This is a genomic window from Winogradskyella sp. SM1960, assembly GCF_020179375.1.
GTDB classification, from domain to species: domain Bacteria; phylum Bacteroidota; class Bacteroidia; order Flavobacteriales; family Flavobacteriaceae; genus Winogradskyella; species Winogradskyella marina.
Genome location: NZ_JAICBG010000008.1, coordinates 142,778 through 161,245, shown reverse-complemented (window position 1 = coordinate 161,245; position 18,468 = coordinate 142,778). Strand labels below are relative to the sequence as shown.

Here is an 18,468-nt window from a genome sequence, read left to right as displayed (position 1 = left end):
GTTATATGACATTTGAAAATAAAGTTATTTGGATTACAGGTGCTTCAAGCGGCATTGGTAAAGCCTTAGCGCTACAATTAGCAGAACAGAATTGTAAGTTAATTTTATCTGCAAGACGTGAAGCCGTATTGTTAGAGGTTAAAGCCAAATGTTCGAATGCTAAATCTATTGAAATTCTTCCTTTTGATTTGGCGGACTATTTAAATATGACAGAAATCGCGGAAAAAGCACTATCATTTTTTGGTCAGGTAGATATCCTTATAAACAATGGTGGTATAAGTCAACGATCATTAATCATTGATACAGACATTTTAGTAGATAAGAAGCTTATGGAGATTGATTACCTCGGTACGATTGCCTTATCTAAAGCCCTATTACCTCATTTTATAGAAAAGCAATCTGGTCATTTTGTTACCGTTACAAGCCTTATGGGTAAATTTAGTTCCCCTTATCGTTCAGCATATTGTGGTGCTAAACATGCCTTGCATGGATTTTTTGATGCTTTGCGATTAGAACATGATAAAAACGCTATAAAAGTCACGATGATTTGCCCGGGTTTTGTAAACACCAATGTGGCTAAAAATGCTTTAACTGGTGATGGTTCTACCCAAAGCACACAAGATAAAGCCACGGAAAACGGATTAGAAGTTTCAGAATTTGCGAAACGAATGCTTAAGGCAATTAAAAAAGAAAAGTTTGAAGCTTATATTGGAAAAAGTGAAACGATGGGAGTTTATCTAAAACGTTTTTTTCCACGATTACTTCACAAGGTTATATTGAAGAGCAACGTGACTTAATTTTACATAGAATTAAATTTCCAATACTTGTTATTTGGTAAAGGTGCTTCAAAAGTGTTTATTTTATTCGTATTTGAATCTTTGTATGAAATTTTCCACGCATGAAGACAAACAGCTAAAGGAAAATAGCATTCACCAGATCCATATTTATCATCACCAATAATAGGCAATCCAATATGTGCCAATTGTGCTCTTATCTGATGAAATCGTCCTGTTTTCGGCCTTACTTCTAAAAGATAACCATGTTCATTTTGATCAATTACTTTATAAGACAACATACAGTCTAAAGTGTCTTTTGATTTTGATGACACTATATCTGCTCGTTTTTCCTTATTATTTTTCACAAGGAAGTTAACTAAGTTGCCCTTGTTCTTTTCAGGTTTATTCTTAACAATGGCTAAGTACGTTTTTCTTACTTTTCTACTACTAAACAACGTATTGAAGGTAACCAGAATACTCTTCTTCTTAGCAAATATAAGCACACCACTTGTGACTCGATCTAAGCGATGAATAACACCAACATAGGGCTTTCGTTTGGTTTTTAAGACGTGGTCGAACACCTGATTTTCAACAGTATGCTTTTCGTACGGACTTTTTTCAGTAATGAGTCCTGCTGATTTATTAACTACGATATAATCGTTAGTTTCCTCAATAACGTCAAGGTTTGGCATTAATATAGACTTTATTAACGTCGTTTACGTTTCGATTTATATTTCTTTTTTCGACGAGAACCTTTGGAAGCATTAGATTCATAAGACGGAATGGCATCATCAAAAGTGTTTTTCACCGCTTTAAGATTTACACTCTTCCATCCTTTTTCTTTCGTTTCAGGTAACAAAACGTTCAATAAATCTTGTCTACCCACTTTATTCAAGGTCTTTCTAATCCAATCTTTGTTTTCTTTTTTATACCAAAAGAAGAAGCGATGTTGTTCCTCTTTTTCCTTTCTCGATTTTGGTGTTTTCGTCGGTTTCAACGTATAAGGATGATAACCACTATAATAAATAACAGTTGCAACTGTCATTGGTGTTGGTGTAAATCCCTGAACTTGTTCTAACTGAAACCCCATATCTTTTGTTTCGGCAGCCAAATTTGCCATATCTTCCACTTCACAAGCTGGATGATTTGAAATAAAATAAGGTATTAATTGAAGCTTTAGGTTCTTCTTAATATTAATCTTATCAAAACGCTCTTTAAACTTATGGAAATATTTAAACGACGGTTTACGCATTAACTTTAAAACAGGGTCAGACGTATGTTCTGGTGCTACTTTTAAGCGACCAGAAATGTGTTTCGTCATTACCTCTTCTGTATAGTCATCTAATTCTTTAGGATCAGCATTTTTATTGAATTCTGGCACTAACATATCATGACGAATTCCACTACCAATAAAGGATTTTTTAATCTTAGGATGACTATCAACAGCCTGATATAATTCCGTTAATGGCTTATGAGAGGTGTCTAAGTTGCTACAAATTACAGGTGAAATACACGAAGGTGCCACGCACTTATCGCAAATGGACTGTACTTTTCCTTGCATCTTATACATATTAGCAGAAGGACCACCAATATCTGATAAATAGCCTTTAAAATCTGGCATATTAGCCACTTTATCTACTTCTCTTAAAACAGACTCTTTACTTCTACTCGCAATAAATTTTCCTTGATGGGCAGAAATGGTACAAAAACTACAGCCTCCAAAACAACCACGATGAATATTAATGGAAAATTTAATCATTTCAAACGCAGGAATAGGCCCACGTTTATTATACTTTGGATGTGGTAAACGTGTGTAAGGTAACTCGAAAGACGCATCAATCTCTTCTTCTAACATTGTTGGAAATGGTGGATTTATGACCAGTTTCCGTGTGTTAACATCTTGAAAAATTCGTTTTGCTCTTAATTTATTAGATTCTTGTTCAATCGTTTTAAAGTTCGAAGCGAATTTTTTCTTGTCTTTTAAACAAACTTCATGCGACTGAATTTCGATATCTTCCCAGTTTTTATTCTTAGGAATAGCTTCACCTTTATTTAAAAGAAAGGCCGTTTGCTTTACCGTGGTTAAGCTAGAAAATGGTACTCCCTTTTGTAACAATTCTACAATTTCACGTAAAGGTTGTTCGCCCATTCCGTAAACCAACATATCTGCTTTAGACGTTTCTAAAATGGTTGGCATGAGTGTATCGCTCCAATAATCGTAATGCGTAACACGACGTAAAGACGCTTCAATACCACCAATTAAAACAGGAACATCTGGGAATTTTTCTTTTAAAATTTTTGAATACACAGAAGTTGCATAATCAGGTCTAAACCCTTTATCTCCATTTGGTGTGTAAGCATCCTTATCGCGTCGCCTTTTGCTTGCCGTATAATTACTTACCATAGGATCCATACAACCACCAGTAACCGCAAAAAATAATCTTGGGATGCCTAATTTTGTAAAATCTTGTAAGTTATCATTAACACTTGGTTGCGGAACAATGGCAACTTTTAAGCCATAGCTTTCTAAAATTCGGCCAATTACTGCTGGCCCAAATGAAGGATGATCTACATATGCATCTCCACTAAACAGTATAACATCTAGTTCTTTCCAACCACGGATTTTCACTTCCTTGTTTGTTGTTGGTAACCAATCTGTAAGTTTATTCATTTTCATAGTGCTGCAAAGATACAGTTAAATTTGGTTCGTTACTCCACTGTAAAATATTACGACGGTAGATCAAATAAGAGCACGGTAATTTTGAAATTTTATAACGTCTTTATTGAGTAACTCAGTGGTTTGAAGTCTTGCACGTCAGTTTATAAACGTCGAGTAGTTTATCAACCATCATGTTTTCAGAAAAATTAAGATTAGCATGTTGGTATGCTTTTTCACCCATAACCTTCAATACGTCTGGGTTTAATGTTATTCTTTCAATAATTTTAGCTAATTGAATAGGATTCTCAGGTTCAAATAAGTATCCATTTTCACCTTCAATAATTTGATCGTAAGCCCCTTGAATATTTGACCGAATAACAGGTTTTCTCATCATCATGGCTTCTAATGGTACTAAAGGAAAACCTTCTACTCTAGAAGGCAGAATTAGCACATCAATCATATTATAAATATCATTTGGATCTCTAAAAGGAATTAAGGTAACCAGCTCATTCACCTCAGAATCATTAATTAAATTAGTTAACCGGTCTACATTTCCATCTCCAAGAATGATTAGATGAATTTTTAAGTGTTTACAACGTTCAATGCCTTTGATTAAAATATCAATGCCTTTTCGGTAACTTATACTACCAACAAATCCCAAAATTAGCCGGTCTTTTGGTATTTTGTTGATTTCCTTTAATCCTCTAACAGCTTGCTCATCTACTACGTTATCCTGCTCTTTTACACCATTAAAAATAAGTTTTACTTCATCTTTTTTATAGTTATAATTAGACACTAAGTCCCTTTCTAATTCCCTACTGATAGCTATTACATAATCTGCTTTTCTATTAAATATATGTTGAGGAATTTTCATGTTATGATACGTAACAATAAATTTCTTGCCAGTTAAAAACCTATAAATCGCAGCCAAATATGTAGTTACAGGATAATGTGCATGTATAACATCGGGTTTAATTTTATGTAGTTGATATAATGCGAACGGAATGGCATATAGATATGTAGCTAATTGTCGAAACCGCGTCAGTAATCTAATCTTGCCGTGAAGTGGAAAAGGCAGCTTTACAAATTTAATTCCTTTTAATTTCGCTTTTTCAAATAACCTAATTGCACTATCGTCTTCACCTGGTCCTTTTGATAAGATATAGACCGTATGACCTCTAGCAATAAGATTTTCAGCAACCGCATACATATGCGTTGTAGAACCTTCAGCTGGTAAATATCTTGCAAAGAAAACAATTTTCATAACGTCTAATTGTTTTTACCATTTTCAGTTTTTGACATGGAGCCGAAAAATAACCAATGCGCAGACCACTCAATGATTAGGTCCTCCTATATTTGTCATAATAGCGTTACAACTATAACTCTATATGCTCTCCAATCTCTAACAACATTAAATCCTTATCTTTTTCGAAAAATTTTCGTTTAGCGTCTTCATGATTAATTTCAATATAACCAAAAGTGTCGTAGTGGTAACCCAGAATTTTATCACATTCAATAAAATCACTTGCCAGGATAGCATCTTCAACTCCCATTGTAAAATTATCACCAATTGGCAAAATGGCTAAATCGAGTTTAATTTGCAACGGAATTAACTTCATATCCATAGTTAAGGCAGTATCACCAGCGATATAAATGGTTTTGTGTTCTCCTTCAATAATAAATCCGCCAGGTTGACCGCCATAAGATCCATCAGGAAAAGAAGATGAGTGAATGGCATTGACATATTTAAGATTTCCAAATTCAAATTCCCAAGATCCACCATGATTCATTGGGTGACCTTCTAAATCTTTGTTTTGGTAATACGTTGCAATTTCAAAATTAGATACGATTACAGCGCCTGTTCGTTTCGCTATGGCTTCAACATCTAAAATATGATCTTGATGTGCATGCGTAACTAGAATATAATCTGCTTTTAATGAATCTATATCTATCTTAGAAGCTTTTTCATTTCCTGTAATAAAAGGATCGACTAAAATGTGAATATCCTTTATTTGTATGCCTAATGCGGCATGACCATAGAATGTAATTTTCATATCATTATAATTTTAAGGCTAAAATCTCCTTAAAATTAATATAAAATATAACCAACTCCTAAAAGTATTGCCATTAGAAATGTAGATAATGCCAATACCTTTAATTGACTATCAAAATCTTGTGGCAATTTTGCTCGTTTTATTCTTATAACATGAATTAATAAAGGGATAAAAGCAATTAAATATAAAAAATTATAAGGTTCTACATAATACAATAATGAAAACAAAACAGTAACGAACATAGCGCCAATGATAAGCGCAAAATGATACCGTTTAGCACGTTTTTTTCCTAACTTGATTGCTAATGTAATTTTCCCTGCATTCGTATCCGACTCAATGTCTCGCATATTGTTTAAATTCAATACACCAACACTTAATAAACCTACTGAAATCGCTGGTAATATAACGACATGATCTATACTGTGCACAAACAGTAAATAACTACCTAAGGTGCTAACGAGTCCAAAAAAAACAAATACAAAAACATCTCCTAAAGCACGATACCCATAAGGTGAATTACCCATGGTATAATTTAACGCAGCGTAAATTGAAAGTCCAGCAAGCATTATAAACAACAGAATATAAAGAATATTTCCAGGATTAAAAGCATTCCATATAAGCGCCACTGTACATATAATAACCACTATGATATTAAGCTTAATGCCGTCCATCATTTTACCAGGCGAAATAATTCCACTTTGAATTGCACGCATTGGACCTACACGTTCATCATTATCTGTACCTCGCACTCCATCACCATAGTCGTTTGCTAGGTTTGACAGTATTTGTAAACTAATAGTCGTTAAAATAGCAAAGGAGAAAACCCATATGTTAAAACGACCGTTATAATAGGCAAAACATCCACCTAGAATAATTCCTGAAACAGAAAGCGGTAGTGTTCTTAATCGCATAGCACTAAGCCATGGTTTAATTTTATTCATGTAATTAGGTTTAGATTAAGGAATCCATTTTTTAGGAAAGTTCGGCTTCCTCTTTTCTAAAAAGGCATCTCTACCTTCTTTTGCTTCATCTGTCATGTATGCTAATCGTGTAGCTTCACCAGCAAATACTTGTTGGCCTACCATACCATCATCTGTAAGATTCATAGCAAATTTCAACATTTTTATAGATGTTGGCGATTTCGCTAATATTTCTTGTGCCCATTCGTAGGCTGTATCTTCTAATGCTTCGTGAGGAATTACAGCATTTACCATTCCCATGTCATAAGCTTCTTGTGCGGAATAATTTCTACCTAAGAAAAAGATTTCTCTAGCTTTTTTCTGACCTACCATTTTTGCTAAATAAGCAGAACCATAACCTCCATCAAAACTTGTTACGTCGGCATCCGTTTGTTTAAAAATAGCATGTTCTTTACTCGCTAGAGTTAAATCGCAAACCACATGTAAACTATGTCCTCCTCCAACAGCCCAACCTGGTACAACCGCTATTACCGCCTTTGGCATAAAACGAATTAAACGTTGAACTTCTAATATATTTAATCGATGGTAACCATCGTCACCGACATACCCTTGGTGTCCTCTCGCCTTTTGGTCTCCACCAGAACAAAAACTCCAAATACCATCTTTAGAAGATGGTCCTTCAGCACTTAAAAGAACAACCCCAATATTTACATCTTCTCCTGCATCATAAAATGCATCATAAAGTTCTGATGTTGTTTTTGGTCTAAAAGCATTTCTTATATCTGGTCTATTAAAGGCAATTCTGGCAACACCATTACATTTATGATACGTTATATCTTCATAAGACTTTGCAACTTTCCAATCAATATGGCTCATATCTATCATTGTTTAGAGCGTAAAAATAAGAAATTAATAATAATAAAATGAAGCCTATTTTTTACTTGATTTTACTATGTAACTACAGTATTTTTGCAGCCATAACTTTAATTTATAATGAATTACGACCCTACAATTTATAATAAAGACTATAAATTATATCATATAAACTTAGGAAGAATATTTTTATATAAAGATTATGTTGTGACCGAATTTAAAGAAGGTCTTGATATTAATTTTGAAAACTTTGATGAACTTTCACAGATTATTCTACATAATTTTAAAGATCAGCCTTTTGGTTTTATTGCTAATAGAACCAATTCGTATTCAATAAATCTTAATGATGCTGAGTTATTTAATAAAACATTCACTAATGCAAAAGCCTATGCTATAGTCGCTTACAGCAAGCGTACAGAACGTATTATTGAAATAGAAGATCACTTCTTTAAATTTAATAAAAAAGTATTCAATAATTTTGAAAATGCACTAAATTGGGTTGAGGAAACCTTATCAAAAACAGCATAGAATTTTATCGTAAATGAATACCGTCTTCTTTTATGTCTATCTGGCGTTCCTTATATAATGAACCTATCGCCTTTTTAAAACTTTTTTTACTCATTTGAAGTTGATTCTTAATATCTTCAGGATTGGATTTATCATGAAGTGGTATAAAACCACCATTATCATGTAGTTCATTAAGGATAAACTCTGCATTAGGTTCAATATTTCTATAACCAATTTGATTTAATGAAATATCTAATTTATTATCTGGTCTCACTTTTTTGATAATTCCTTTAAGCCTATCACCAACACTTAAGTCTTTGTAGATATCATCATTAAATACGAGACCTAAATGCGTTTTATTTACAATAACATTCATGCCTAATTCTGAAGGGTGAGAAACAATAAGATCTACCTCGTCAAATTGCTGAACCGTTAATTCTTTATTATCTAAAAAGCTGTTAGTTTTACTAGATGCTACCAAACGTTCAGATTCTTCATCTAAATAACAGTACACTAAATACCAACCACCAGATTTCATTTTAAAAGCTTGTTCTCTAAAAGGACAAAACAATTCCTTTACCAAACCCCAATCTAAAAAGGCTCCATAATCCGTAATTTGATTACAGCGTAACAAAGCAAAATCTCCTTTTTTAATAAAAGGCTGATCTGTAGTGGCTACTGGTCGTTCTTCGTTGTCTAAATAAACAAAAACCTCAATTTTATCACCAATTTCAAAAACTTTTGGCACATATCTATTAGGTAAAAGTACTTCACCGTCTTCACCATCACCTAAAAACAATCCAGGTTCAGTGTCTCTTAATATTTCTAATGTATTGTATTCGCCTAAGTTTATCATAATGCAAAGGTAAATATATTTTTACAAGATATTCTAGGAAATTGAATGGATAGTGAAATATAAAAGCATAAAAAAAGCGCTACAACTTTAAAATTATAACGCTTTACAATATATATAATTCTATTTAAGAATAAATAGCTTCTTTTTTAAAGTGTTTAGTCAATAAGTAGTAAACCACTGCTCTATATTTAGATCTGTTAGAACGGCCATAAGTTTCCATTACAGAATCAATAGCTTTATCTAATTCAGCACCTTCTGTTAAACCTAATTTCTTAATTAAAAAGTTATTCTTTACAGTTGCTAATTCTTTTTCATCTGAACCAGAAACTGTTGATGAGTCTGCATTATAAATTGAAGGACCTAAACCTACAGTTACTTTAGTTAATAAATCCATATCTGGATTCACACCACATTTGTCTTTTAAATCTGCCGCATACTTTACGATTAAATCATCTCTTTTACTCATTTTATATTTGTTTTAAGTTAATAAATTATCCCCTTAAAGGTACTAATTTTTAGACACAATTAAAATGGAAAAGTCACATCTTTACTATTTTTTATCTTTTTATTTGATAAACTTAAAAAAATCTATAAGAATCTTATCATTACTGCGAGATGGTGTAAAAATCTCTAATAGTTTTGGATTTTTATTTCCTTTATAAAACGATTCTAACTGTAAGTCTAAATCTTGTTCGTTATTAGCTGAAACATATTCAAAACCATACATATCACATAATTGCTTGGCAGATAAGTGATGTTTGGTCTCAAAAAAGCGATCAAAATTTTCTGTGTTTTTATCACCTGGTAAAATCCTGAAGATGCCACCTCCTTCATTATTTATTACAATAATTCGAAACGTTTTTGGGATGTAATTATTCCAAAGTGCATTACTATCGTAAAAGAAACTTAAATCTCCTGTAATTAACGTCGTTCGTTTTTCGGCTACAATAGACGAGCCAATTGCTGTGCTCGTACTCCCATCAATACCACTTGTACCTCTATTACAAAACACATCGATACTTTTTGGTAATTGAAACAACTGCGTATAGCGAATGGCAGAACTATTGCCTACTTGAAGCTGACTCTGTTTTGGAATACTTTTTATAATTGTATTAAATACCTTAAAATCTGAAAACGGAAGCTTTTGTATATATTCCTCCTGTAGTTTTCGTCGTTTTTGGCGTACTGTAAGCCACGAGCTTTTATATGTACTTTTTGTATGATGTGTTACTTGAGGTAAAAAGGTGCTTAAAAAGGTGTTTGGTCGCAATTTTATATGCTTTTCTAAACAGAAAAAAGTATCATTTGCGCGTGTTAATCCAACGTGACAATGAAACTCGGGTTTATAAGTTCTTAAAAATGCTTTTATCTTTTTTGATACAATTAAACCACCAAACGTTATTAATAGATCTGGTTGAAGTGCTTTAAAATCATCATCATTTAAAGATGCAATTAATTTATCTATTCCTGGAAAAAAGTCGGGATGATGTAGATTAGACGTTGTTTCTGTTAAAACGATAATACTATCATCGTCCGCAATTTCTTGAATCCATTGTGCTTCAATAGAATTAGGTTGTAAAACACCAACTAATATCATTTTTCGTTTCGCACTATGCCAGACATCTAATAAACTTTTAATTTCAAAACGATCTATCTTTTCTTCTCTATTTTGAAGTTTAAAAGGTTTAGGATTTATAAATAATTCCGTTGTTGTATCGTACAAAGGTTCATCAAACGGACAATTAATATGAACTGGTCCTGAGTTTAATTTTGAAATTGTAAGCGCATCATGAATTTCAGATTCATTATGTGTTTGTATATCTTTTTGTAGCCCTAAAAAACGTTCTAATTTATTCTCAATACTTTTAAGGATTGGCCTTTCGTTTTCTAAAATAGCATTTTCATCTTCTTTTAAGTCTAGTTTTAGGTGGGCATTATACAATACATGTTCTCCATAAACATTTTTTTGTTTTATGGTTTGTCCATCTCCAATATCTAAAAGGTGTTTAGGCCTATCTGCAGATATTACTACCAATGGAATATTGCTGTAATAAGCCTCTGATAGTGCTGGGTAATAATTTAACAGCGCACTACCCGAAGTACACACTACAGCCACCGGTTCTTGTAGTTGTTGAGCAATTCCTAGAGCAAAAAATGCAGCACAACGTTCATCAACTATACTGTAGCACTTAAAAAAATCGTCGTGTGTAAAACCAATAGTTAAAGGTGCGTTTCTACTACCAGGTGAAATAATAATATGCTTTACGTTATGTGTTTTACACAACGTCACTATGGTTTGTGACAAGGGTATTTTTGAATATATCATAGGCTCAACATCCAACTAGTAATGGACGGTGTTCATTTTTTCGAAAATTAATATTTTTTTATTCTAAAACCGTACTTATTGTTTTTGTTTTATTCACCGTTTCCTCCCATTCGTGTTCTGGATTAGACCCTTTAGTAATACCACCTCCAACATAGATTTTAGCAGAAGATTCTTTGAGTTGCATACAACGTAGATTCACATAAAAGTTAGATTGTGTTTTTATCACAGCGTATGCATTGTTTTCAACATTACGCCTATTTGTATTTCTAGTTGTGGCTTGTTTTAAGTTTAATTCACCTAAGAAGCCAGTATAGTAATCTCTGTTATAGTTTTCATGTTGAAGAATAAAATCTTTTGCTTTTGCCTTTGGAAATCCACAAACAGCTGGTGTTGGATGCAAAGCGTCTATAATTGATTTTAAATCCGATGCGTCTTTAATTAAACTCGTTATTTTGGTTTTAAGGTGTAGTAAACTTCCTGCTTTAACTGTATCAACCTCAGATACATTAATTTGCTCTGTGTACGGTTGTATTTGTTCTGTAATATAATCAGTTACAATTTGCTGTTCTTCAAATTCTTTAGGTGTCCATTTTACGGTTTCATTTGCGTTAAAAGGCTGCGTACCAGCTAAAGCTATGGTGGTGAGTCGTTTGCCTTCCACTTTAAATAACAATTCTGGTGTGGCACCAATCCAGAGTCCTACTTTAGGATGAAACCAACAATAGACCATTGCATTTTTATACGCATTAAAAAGACGTTTAAATATGCTTATTGGATTAGTATCTTGAAGTGCTTTTTTTTCACATCGTGACAAAACCACTTTTTGTAAATCGGTATGCTCAATACTATTAATACCTTTTGAAACTAATTCAATATGTTGAAGTCTTTCTGTTGCATTCGGCTGAATCTCAGATGTTGTAAAAGATTCTGTTTCTAAATCACGACATTCAATTTCTGAATATGAACAATTATCTTTAGGAAAAAGAATACTGTTTTCTTCGAGATTAAAAGGCGCAAATACAAAACCACTTTCTGAAAAATCTTTGGTATGATGAAGCTTTTCATCGTGTTGCAACCAACATTTAATTACAGCATTTATAGGTCTACTGTAAACTACAAATGGTAATTGATTTGCATACTGAATTTCTATAGCTTCAAAAAATGAAAACTCATCCATTCTTTACTTCTTTTTTGGAAGAGAAATAGTAGACAATCTACATATGGAAATTAAATTATCAGCTTCGTCCGTAACTCTAATATCTAAAAGTTGTGTGGTTCTTCCTTTATGTAAAAATGTAGCTTTGGCATAAACAAATCCTTCACTGATACTTTTAAGGTGATTTGCTGTGATCTCAATGCCTCTAACAAAATAATTTTCTATATCGGTAAAAATATGTGATGCAAAACTACCTACACTTTCTGCCAAAGCTGCCGTTGCACCTCCATGTAAAACACCATCTGGCTGATGAACTTTTGGTGTCACTGGCATCCTAGCAACTAAAAAATCATCTCCATAATCAACAATTTCAATACTTAGGGTTTCCAATAAGGTATTTTTACTAGCTTCGTTTAGCTTAGCCATATATTCTTTCTTAGATAATTGCATAGAATACTGTAATTTTAGACCGTTATAAATTTTGTAATCGTAAACAAAGATACAGAAACCACTTAGAAAAAATGATTCCAGACGAGAAAGAAATATCATATAAAACCAGTAACTCCTACTCTACTTTAAATACCCTCACAGAACATACAAAAACGGTTTGGTTGGTCTGTCATGGCATGGGGTATTTAAGTCGTTATTTTTTAAGATACTTTAAAGCGTTAAATGCCGAAGAGAATTATCTTATTGCTCCTCAGGCTCCGAGTAAGTATTACATTCAACCTAAAATGCATGTTGGTGCCAATTGGCTCACAAGAGTAGACACTGAAGCTGGAATTGAAAATATTATAAACTATTTAGACGCCGTTTTAGAGGCAGAACAAATTCCTAAGGCTATTAACTTTATCGTTTTTGGATATTCTCAAGGTGTGAGTGTTGCTATGCGCTATTTGGCACGACGTCAGCTTCACTGTTCGCAAGTTGTACTGCATTCGGGAGCAATTCCTATTGAATTAACTGGTAAAGATTTTGAGTATTTGTCTCATAAAACAAAAGTGAAAATGATTTACGGAACTGAAGATGAATATTTAGATGAGAATAGAATTCAATTAGAAACAGATAGAGCACGTTCGATTTTTGGCAACAAATTGACTATACTTCCTTTTGAAGGGAAGCATGTGGTTAATGTAGATTATGTCAATGATTTAGTCAGCTAAGAAAGTTAGATGTAATCATCCTACAAAATGAAAAATTGTAGCAAAACACCCAATTTACTTAAGTATTTTGATACAATTTCCTCTAATTTTAATTTTTTAATATTGACTTAAGACTTCTGTAAAGTCTTATTTTTATCCTTTAATATGGCTAATTGCTTTTCTAAAAATGTAATGGCTTGTTCTGTTTTGTAACTCGACTTTGAAGCAAAATCTTCTAAATATTGTTTAAACTTGTCTTTACCAGAAGATGCCGCTTTAGATAAGTCTTCCTTTACCTCACTAAAATCGCTAGTCAATTGATCTTTAATCACCTTACCTTCTTTTTTTAACTTGTCTCTTGTTACACTTCCTTTATCTGGTGCTAACAAAACGCCAGCTGCTGCTCCAATTAATGCTCCTAATACAAATGTTCCTTTATTAATCATAACTTTTTTCTTTTTAATTAAACGTGTTTATTTATAGGTCGTGAAACATACAGTTTTGTTACAAACAACTTCAATACCATACTGTTATGTAGATTTTATAAATTTCGAATTTGTTTATAATCGTTAGATATAATTATGCTTTCAACGAAGAATTCAAATCAGTAACACGATAAATTGAACGTGGATAATCAGACATTCTAATACCTTCTTTCTGCAATTCTGTTAAGGCATTTTTTGCAATCCATTTAGCAGATTTACTTTCAAATTCTAGAATTTCATTAGCGACTTCTATGGCTTTTCTATTGAGGTCTTTATTTCGTTTTCCTATGTTTCTTAAAGCCCAATTCACAGCTTTTTTAACGTACAGTCTATCGTCAATTGCCGCTTGTTTAATAATTGTAAAGAATTGTTGAAACACCTCATTATCTGAAGTTTTATCTGCCATGCAATACGATGCTAATGTGGCGAAAGCTGCTCGTTTTTCAAATTCAGATGATCTTTTACTCCATTCATGTATTTTGGGAATTGCAAATTCACTTTTTGAAAATAAACCCATACAAAAACTGTCGCAAATCTCCCAGTTTTCAAACGTTATAACCCATTTTTCCATTTGTTCTTCAGAGACATCTTTGGGTTTAAAAAGTTTGCTACATAGTAAGCGCGCTTCGTAAATACCACTATCAAAAAGTTGTAAAGCCAATTTGTTATTAGAGCCTATCTCTTTTGCTATTACTTTTAAATCCTTGTGATAAATTCCTAAAGCATTATTTGAGATGACACCGAACTTTTTCACCTTAAATTTAACCTTCTGTTTATCTTCAAGATCGTATAGACGTTGTATAATTTCGGTGTAGGTCATTTCTAATATAAGATTTCTGTAAGATAAACAATTCCAAAAATCCAACCAACATAAAGTGATGTATAGGTTATAGCGTAAACCGCCGAGATTCCAATGTCACCTTTTGTGTCCTTCGATTTATTAAAAACAAACTTTAATGCTCTGAAAAACACCCAATATAACATCGCTAAAATTATAAAAAGTGAAAACCAAAAAACGGCCTCCAAAACGACTAGAAATACAATTATTAAAATTGTCATTCCAAGCCAAAGTAGAATAGATACTACCAATCCACCAATGCCATCTCCAACCGAAATACTTGGTGTATCAAAAGATGGTGACGCCGTTCCTAGAAAATCTCCTTTTTTAAAACTTCTGAATTTTGGAAAATCATCAACAAGTCCAATGCCTTTATAAAGTCCATAAGTCATGAATAAAAACAGTGTTGTTGCAATAATTCCTAAAGACAAATATAGATTAGACGTTAGGCTTCGGTTGTAGTTAATTCCTGTAAAATAAACGGTCAGAATCGTAATTCCTATGACGACTAATGACACTATAAATACAGATTTGCCTTTTAAATAATCCTGTTTAATTTTCAATACGATGTGATTTGTTAAGATTTAAAAAACTTAAATCTGGCAATATGCTAAGTTAGAATTTTATCTGCAAAAACTCAAAACTTTAGATTACACCAATTATAAATACGCAACACATTTATCAAAGCAAAGGTATTTGCAATAGCTTTAATATTTTTACCAGAAAGAAAAAACTTAAAAAAGAATTGGCATTTAAGACGTTAAGCCTCTAATAATAGCTTTAACCGGAAGAATTTCTGTAGTATGCTCTATACTAGGACCAGCAACCCAAACGGTTTTATAAGTGGCTTTTTTAGCTGCGTTTTCTGTTGCTTTCATCCCTATTGAAAAACGTATCATTTTTACCCATTTTTTAAGACTTTTATTCTTGTTTAAAAGGTTTTCAATCCATGTGGCTTTTGTTCCTATTTTCTGAACATAAGGTGTATTAATAACGGTACATGGTGTTCCAGAAATACGTTCGGTCATTATAATATCTTTGGCTCCGTAATCGACACAAGCTTGTTTATAGTCCTCTGTAACACCTGCTTCTACTGACGCAATAAACGGACTACCAACAGACACACCAGCAGCTCCATAGCTAATCATTTTATCAATATCTGCTTTGCAACCTACTCCACCTGCAGAAATTACTGGTATGGATAATTCTTTATTTAAAAGACTTGTTAATTCTTCTGGTGATAGATTTCCTCTGTGTCCACCTGCTTCATTATTTACTGCAATGGCAGCATCTGCACCTAATTGTTCAACCTTCTTCGCAAACCTTAAATCGGTTACATCACAAAACACTTTAATACCAGCAGCATGAGCTTGCCTTATGGTTTCCTCCGGACTTCCTAAAGATGTAATTATAAAATCGCAACCTTCTTCGCACAACACTTCTAATTGCCCTTTGTATTTGACGTTAGATTTATTTACAATTAAATTAAACCCAAAAGAACCACCTTCAACTTTATGAGCTTTTAAGTCTCTAATTGCAGCTCTTAGCTCTTCTAAAGTTCTGTAATTTAATGCTGGAATACAGCCTGCAATACCACCTTTCATAGCTTCTGTTACCATAGCAACGTTAGAAACTAAGAACATTGGTGCTTGTATAATAGGATGTTTTATTTTGAGAAGTTGTGTTAGCTGGGTTTCCATAATTCGTTAAATATTAATAATGCGAATATACTAAATTTTATTATGCGCGCATAACACTTTCAACTCGACCGTCATATAGAAAACTAGCTCATTCTAACAAACTATTCCAGAAATCTGTAATAACCGCATTTTAAGTACGCTCCTTCAGGAAAAGAAATTGGATGATCAATATCGTGTTTGGTTTTAAGTTCAGTTTCAAAAAGTCGAGATTGCGTGTTTAAAACATGTTCATTTAAATCGAAAAAAGATTGTGCCAGCACTCTAGAAGAACATGACGCTAATACTAAAAGTCCATTTTTAGCTGTTAACTTCTCACCTAATTCGGCTAATTGCGCATATTTCTTTTTTGCTAAGTCTATTTCAGATTGTTGTTTTGCAAAACTCGGCGGATCTATAATCACAACATCATAGGTTTTTCCTTTCGAAATTAACGCTCTCATCTCATCAAACGCATCACCAGAAATGGTTTTATGTTTTCCAGAATACGGATTCAGTTTTCCATTTTCGCGTGCCATATCTAGAGCTTGTTTGCTAATATCTAGACTTGTAACTTCGGTTGCGTCATTAGCTAAAGCGTGAACAGAAAATCCTCCAGCATAAGAAAATACATCTAAAACGGTTTTTCCTTTGCTCAGCTGTCCAACGCGTTTTCGGTTGGCTCTATGGTCTAAAAAATAACCTGTTTTGTGACCTTTAATAACATTTGCACTAAACTTAACATCGTGCTCTACAAACTCAACGACATCATTTTCTAATTTACCATAAATTACCTCTCCATCTGTTAAGTTATGCTTATCACTATTTTGAAGAGACCGACTTAATCGCATGACCACAGTTTGAGCTTGTGAAATTTGTTGTAAACTTTCTAAAATAGAGGCTAAATAAGGCAACCATATTTCAGAATATAGTTTTACAACTAAAACAGAATCATAAACATCTGCAATCAAACCTGGAAAACCATCATTTTCGCCAAATAAAAGTCGGTAGCTATTGGTATTCGTTTGAAGTAATTCTGATCGTTTATCAAAAGCCAATGCTATGTTATGATGAAAGAAGTCAGCATTAATTTGAACTTTAGTTTCCGCATTATGAATTATTTTTATTCGAATTGGCGACTCTTCATCATAAAGGCCAATTCCAACCACCTTATTCTTATTCTTACTAAAAATTATAGCTAAATCACCTGTTTTTGCATCGTCATTTATTTTTACAATACTGTTTGAAAACACCCAAGGGTGGCCTTTGACCACAAATTGTTCGCCTTTGGCATTAAGTTTAACGGCTAAATTTTTAACCTTTATTTTAGGTAAAGCAATATTAAATGTCATAATTAAAATCAAATATTAATTTGAAGACCACAAAAATAACTTTAATAAAATGAAACCAGACATAAGAACACCACCAAGTTAACAGCTACGAAATGAGTAAGTTCGTAGCTAAATTCTTATATTAGCATTTCATCTTTAAAAATTATTATCGGGCTTTTCAACTTAAACCTTCATGAATTCTTATGAAAAACATTCTAATTTACGGTGCTTCTGGTCATGCTAAAATGATTATTGACAGTATTGAAAAACAAAATAATTACAACATAAAAGGTTTTATTGATTCCTATAAACCCATACATGAGGTTATAAGTAATTATGAGATTATTGGAAATTTAGACACGCTACCAGAGCTCATAAACACCTTTCATATTGAAGGTATCGTTATTGCTGTTGGCGATAATTATGACAGGCAAAAAGCCTACAAAAACATTAAAAATATTGCGCCAGAGCTGCAATTTATAACCGTTATTCATCCCAATGCTGTTATAGCAAAAGATGTAATAATTGAAGAAGGCACTGTAATAATGGCCAATGCTGTCGTTAATTCTAGGGCTAAAGTGGGTAAAAATTGCATACTTAATACGGCTTCTACACTTGGCCACGATAGTACGATGGCTGACTTTTCAAGTTTAGCTTCAGGTGTTAATATTGGTGGAAACACGCAGATTGGAATGTGTTCGGCTATTAGCCTTGGTGCGACTGTAATTCAAAATATAAACATTGGTGATTACACCATTGTTGGTGCAGCTTCTTTAGTATTAAAATCTATTGAAAACCTCAAAGTAGTCTACGGAAACCCGATTCATACCATTAAAGATAGAACTAAAGACTCAAGATATTTAGGCTAA

Annotated in this window: 20 protein-coding genes; 4 read left to right on the top strand and 16 right to left on the bottom strand. The window is 32.9% G+C overall.

The window, feature by feature from the left end:
* Positions 1-5 precede the first annotated feature (5 nt).
* Positions 6-797 (top strand): SDR family oxidoreductase, encoded by a 792-nt coding sequence (locus K1X16_RS16345; RefSeq protein ID WP_225037169.1) that lies wholly within the window; start codon positions 6-8, stop codon positions 795-797.
* Positions 798-799: 2 nt separating this feature from the next.
* Here the strand turns inward: K1X16_RS16345 and K1X16_RS16340 are convergent, their stop codons facing one another.
* The 6 genes from K1X16_RS16340 to K1X16_RS16315 form a co-directional block, all read right to left on the bottom strand.
* The gene (locus K1X16_RS16340) at positions 800-1,468 is read right to left on the bottom strand and encodes an RluA family pseudouridine synthase (RefSeq protein ID WP_225037168.1); all 669 of its coding nucleotides are present in this window, start codon (positions 1,466-1,468) and stop codon (positions 800-802) included.
* A gap of 14 nt (positions 1,469-1,482) precedes the next feature.
* Positions 1,483-3,453, bottom strand: a complete 1,971-nt coding sequence (locus tag K1X16_RS16335; protein WP_225037167.1) for a YgiQ family radical SAM protein — start codon at positions 3,451-3,453, stop codon at positions 1,483-1,485.
* A gap of 115 nt (positions 3,454-3,568) precedes the next feature.
* Complete coding sequence (locus K1X16_RS16330) at positions 3,569-4,699, bottom strand: glycosyltransferase family 4 protein (RefSeq protein WP_225037166.1); 1,131 nt, start codon at positions 4,697-4,699, stop codon at positions 3,569-3,571.
* Between the two features lie 112 nt (positions 4,700-4,811).
* A complete protein-coding gene (locus K1X16_RS16325) occupies positions 4,812-5,489 on the bottom strand; it encodes a metal-dependent hydrolase (RefSeq protein ID WP_195871197.1) in 678 nt (225 codons plus the stop codon).
* A gap of 35 nt (positions 5,490-5,524) precedes the next feature.
* The gene (menA, locus tag K1X16_RS16320; protein ID WP_195871198.1) at positions 5,525-6,430 is read right to left on the bottom strand and encodes a 1,4-dihydroxy-2-naphthoate octaprenyltransferase; all 906 of its coding nucleotides are present in this window, start codon (positions 6,428-6,430) and stop codon (positions 5,525-5,527) included.
* 15 nt (positions 6,431-6,445) lie between these two features.
* The gene (locus K1X16_RS16315) at positions 6,446-7,285 is read right to left on the bottom strand and encodes a 1,4-dihydroxy-2-naphthoyl-CoA synthase (protein ID WP_195871199.1); all 840 of its coding nucleotides are present in this window, start codon (positions 7,283-7,285) and stop codon (positions 6,446-6,448) included.
* 117 nt (positions 7,286-7,402) lie between these two features.
* Between K1X16_RS16315 and K1X16_RS16310 the strand changes: the two genes are divergently transcribed.
* Positions 7,403-7,810 carry a hypothetical protein gene (locus K1X16_RS16310; protein ID WP_195871200.1) on the top strand — a complete coding sequence of 136 codons (408 nt, stop codon included), beginning with the start codon at positions 7,403-7,405 and terminating at the stop codon, positions 7,808-7,810.
* A 4-nt stretch (positions 7,811-7,814) separates the two neighbouring features.
* On the opposite strand, the gene K1X16_RS16305 is transcribed toward K1X16_RS16310, so the two are convergent.
* The 5 genes from K1X16_RS16305 to K1X16_RS16285 all read right to left on the bottom strand — a co-directional run bounded on the left by K1X16_RS16305 (position 7,815) and on the right by K1X16_RS16285 (position 12,577).
* Complete coding sequence (locus K1X16_RS16305; protein WP_195871201.1) at positions 7,815-8,645, bottom strand: S1 RNA-binding domain-containing protein; 831 nt, start codon at positions 8,643-8,645, stop codon at positions 7,815-7,817.
* A gap of 124 nt (positions 8,646-8,769) precedes the next feature.
* Positions 8,770-9,111 carry a DUF2853 family protein gene (locus K1X16_RS16300; protein WP_195871202.1) on the bottom strand — a complete coding sequence of 114 codons (342 nt, stop codon included), beginning with the start codon at positions 9,109-9,111 and terminating at the stop codon, positions 8,770-8,772.
* 99 nt (positions 9,112-9,210) lie between these two features.
* The gene (menD, locus tag K1X16_RS16295; protein ID WP_225037165.1) at positions 9,211-10,971 is read right to left on the bottom strand and encodes a 2-succinyl-5-enolpyruvyl-6-hydroxy-3-cyclohexene-1-carboxylic-acid synthase; all 1,761 of its coding nucleotides are present in this window, start codon (positions 10,969-10,971) and stop codon (positions 9,211-9,213) included.
* A gap of 58 nt (positions 10,972-11,029) precedes the next feature.
* Positions 11,030-12,148, bottom strand: a complete 1,119-nt coding sequence (locus K1X16_RS16290; RefSeq protein ID WP_225037164.1) for a chorismate-binding protein — start codon at positions 12,146-12,148, stop codon at positions 11,030-11,032.
* Positions 12,149-12,151: 3 nt separating this feature from the next.
* Entirely contained in the window at positions 12,152-12,577 is a 426-nt protein-coding gene (locus K1X16_RS16285) for a PaaI family thioesterase (protein ID WP_225037163.1), read from the bottom strand.
* 71 nt (positions 12,578-12,648) lie between these two features.
* On the opposite strand from K1X16_RS16285, the gene K1X16_RS16280 reads away from it, so the two are divergent.
* Complete coding sequence (locus K1X16_RS16280) at positions 12,649-13,290, top strand: alpha/beta hydrolase (protein WP_225037162.1); 642 nt, start codon at positions 12,649-12,651, stop codon at positions 13,288-13,290.
* Between the two features lie 107 nt (positions 13,291-13,397).
* On the opposite strand, the gene K1X16_RS16275 is transcribed toward K1X16_RS16280, so the two are convergent.
* The 5 genes from K1X16_RS16275 to K1X16_RS16255 form a co-directional block, all read right to left on the bottom strand.
* Entirely contained in the window at positions 13,398-13,715 is a 318-nt protein-coding gene (locus K1X16_RS16275; RefSeq protein WP_225037161.1) for a YtxH domain-containing protein, read from the bottom strand.
* Between the two features lie 133 nt (positions 13,716-13,848).
* A complete protein-coding gene (locus tag K1X16_RS16270; protein ID WP_225037160.1) occupies positions 13,849-14,574 on the bottom strand; it encodes a DNA alkylation repair protein in 726 nt (241 codons plus the stop codon).
* A 2-nt stretch (positions 14,575-14,576) separates the two neighbouring features.
* Entirely contained in the window at positions 14,577-15,155 is a 579-nt protein-coding gene (locus K1X16_RS16265) for a hypothetical protein (RefSeq protein ID WP_225037159.1), read from the bottom strand.
* A 189-nt stretch (positions 15,156-15,344) separates the two neighbouring features.
* Positions 15,345-16,292: an NAD(P)H-dependent flavin oxidoreductase gene (locus K1X16_RS16260; protein WP_225037158.1), complete on the bottom strand. Its 948-nt coding sequence runs from the start codon at positions 16,290-16,292 to the stop codon at positions 15,345-15,347.
* A gap of 101 nt (positions 16,293-16,393) precedes the next feature.
* Positions 16,394-17,620: a class I SAM-dependent rRNA methyltransferase gene (locus tag K1X16_RS16255; RefSeq protein ID WP_225037157.1), complete on the bottom strand. Its 1,227-nt coding sequence runs from the start codon at positions 17,618-17,620 to the stop codon at positions 16,394-16,396.
* A gap of 182 nt (positions 17,621-17,802) precedes the next feature.
* On the opposite strand from K1X16_RS16255, the gene K1X16_RS16250 reads away from it, so the two are divergent.
* Complete coding sequence (locus K1X16_RS16250; protein WP_225037156.1) at positions 17,803-18,468, top strand: acetyltransferase; 666 nt, start codon at positions 17,803-17,805, stop codon at positions 18,466-18,468.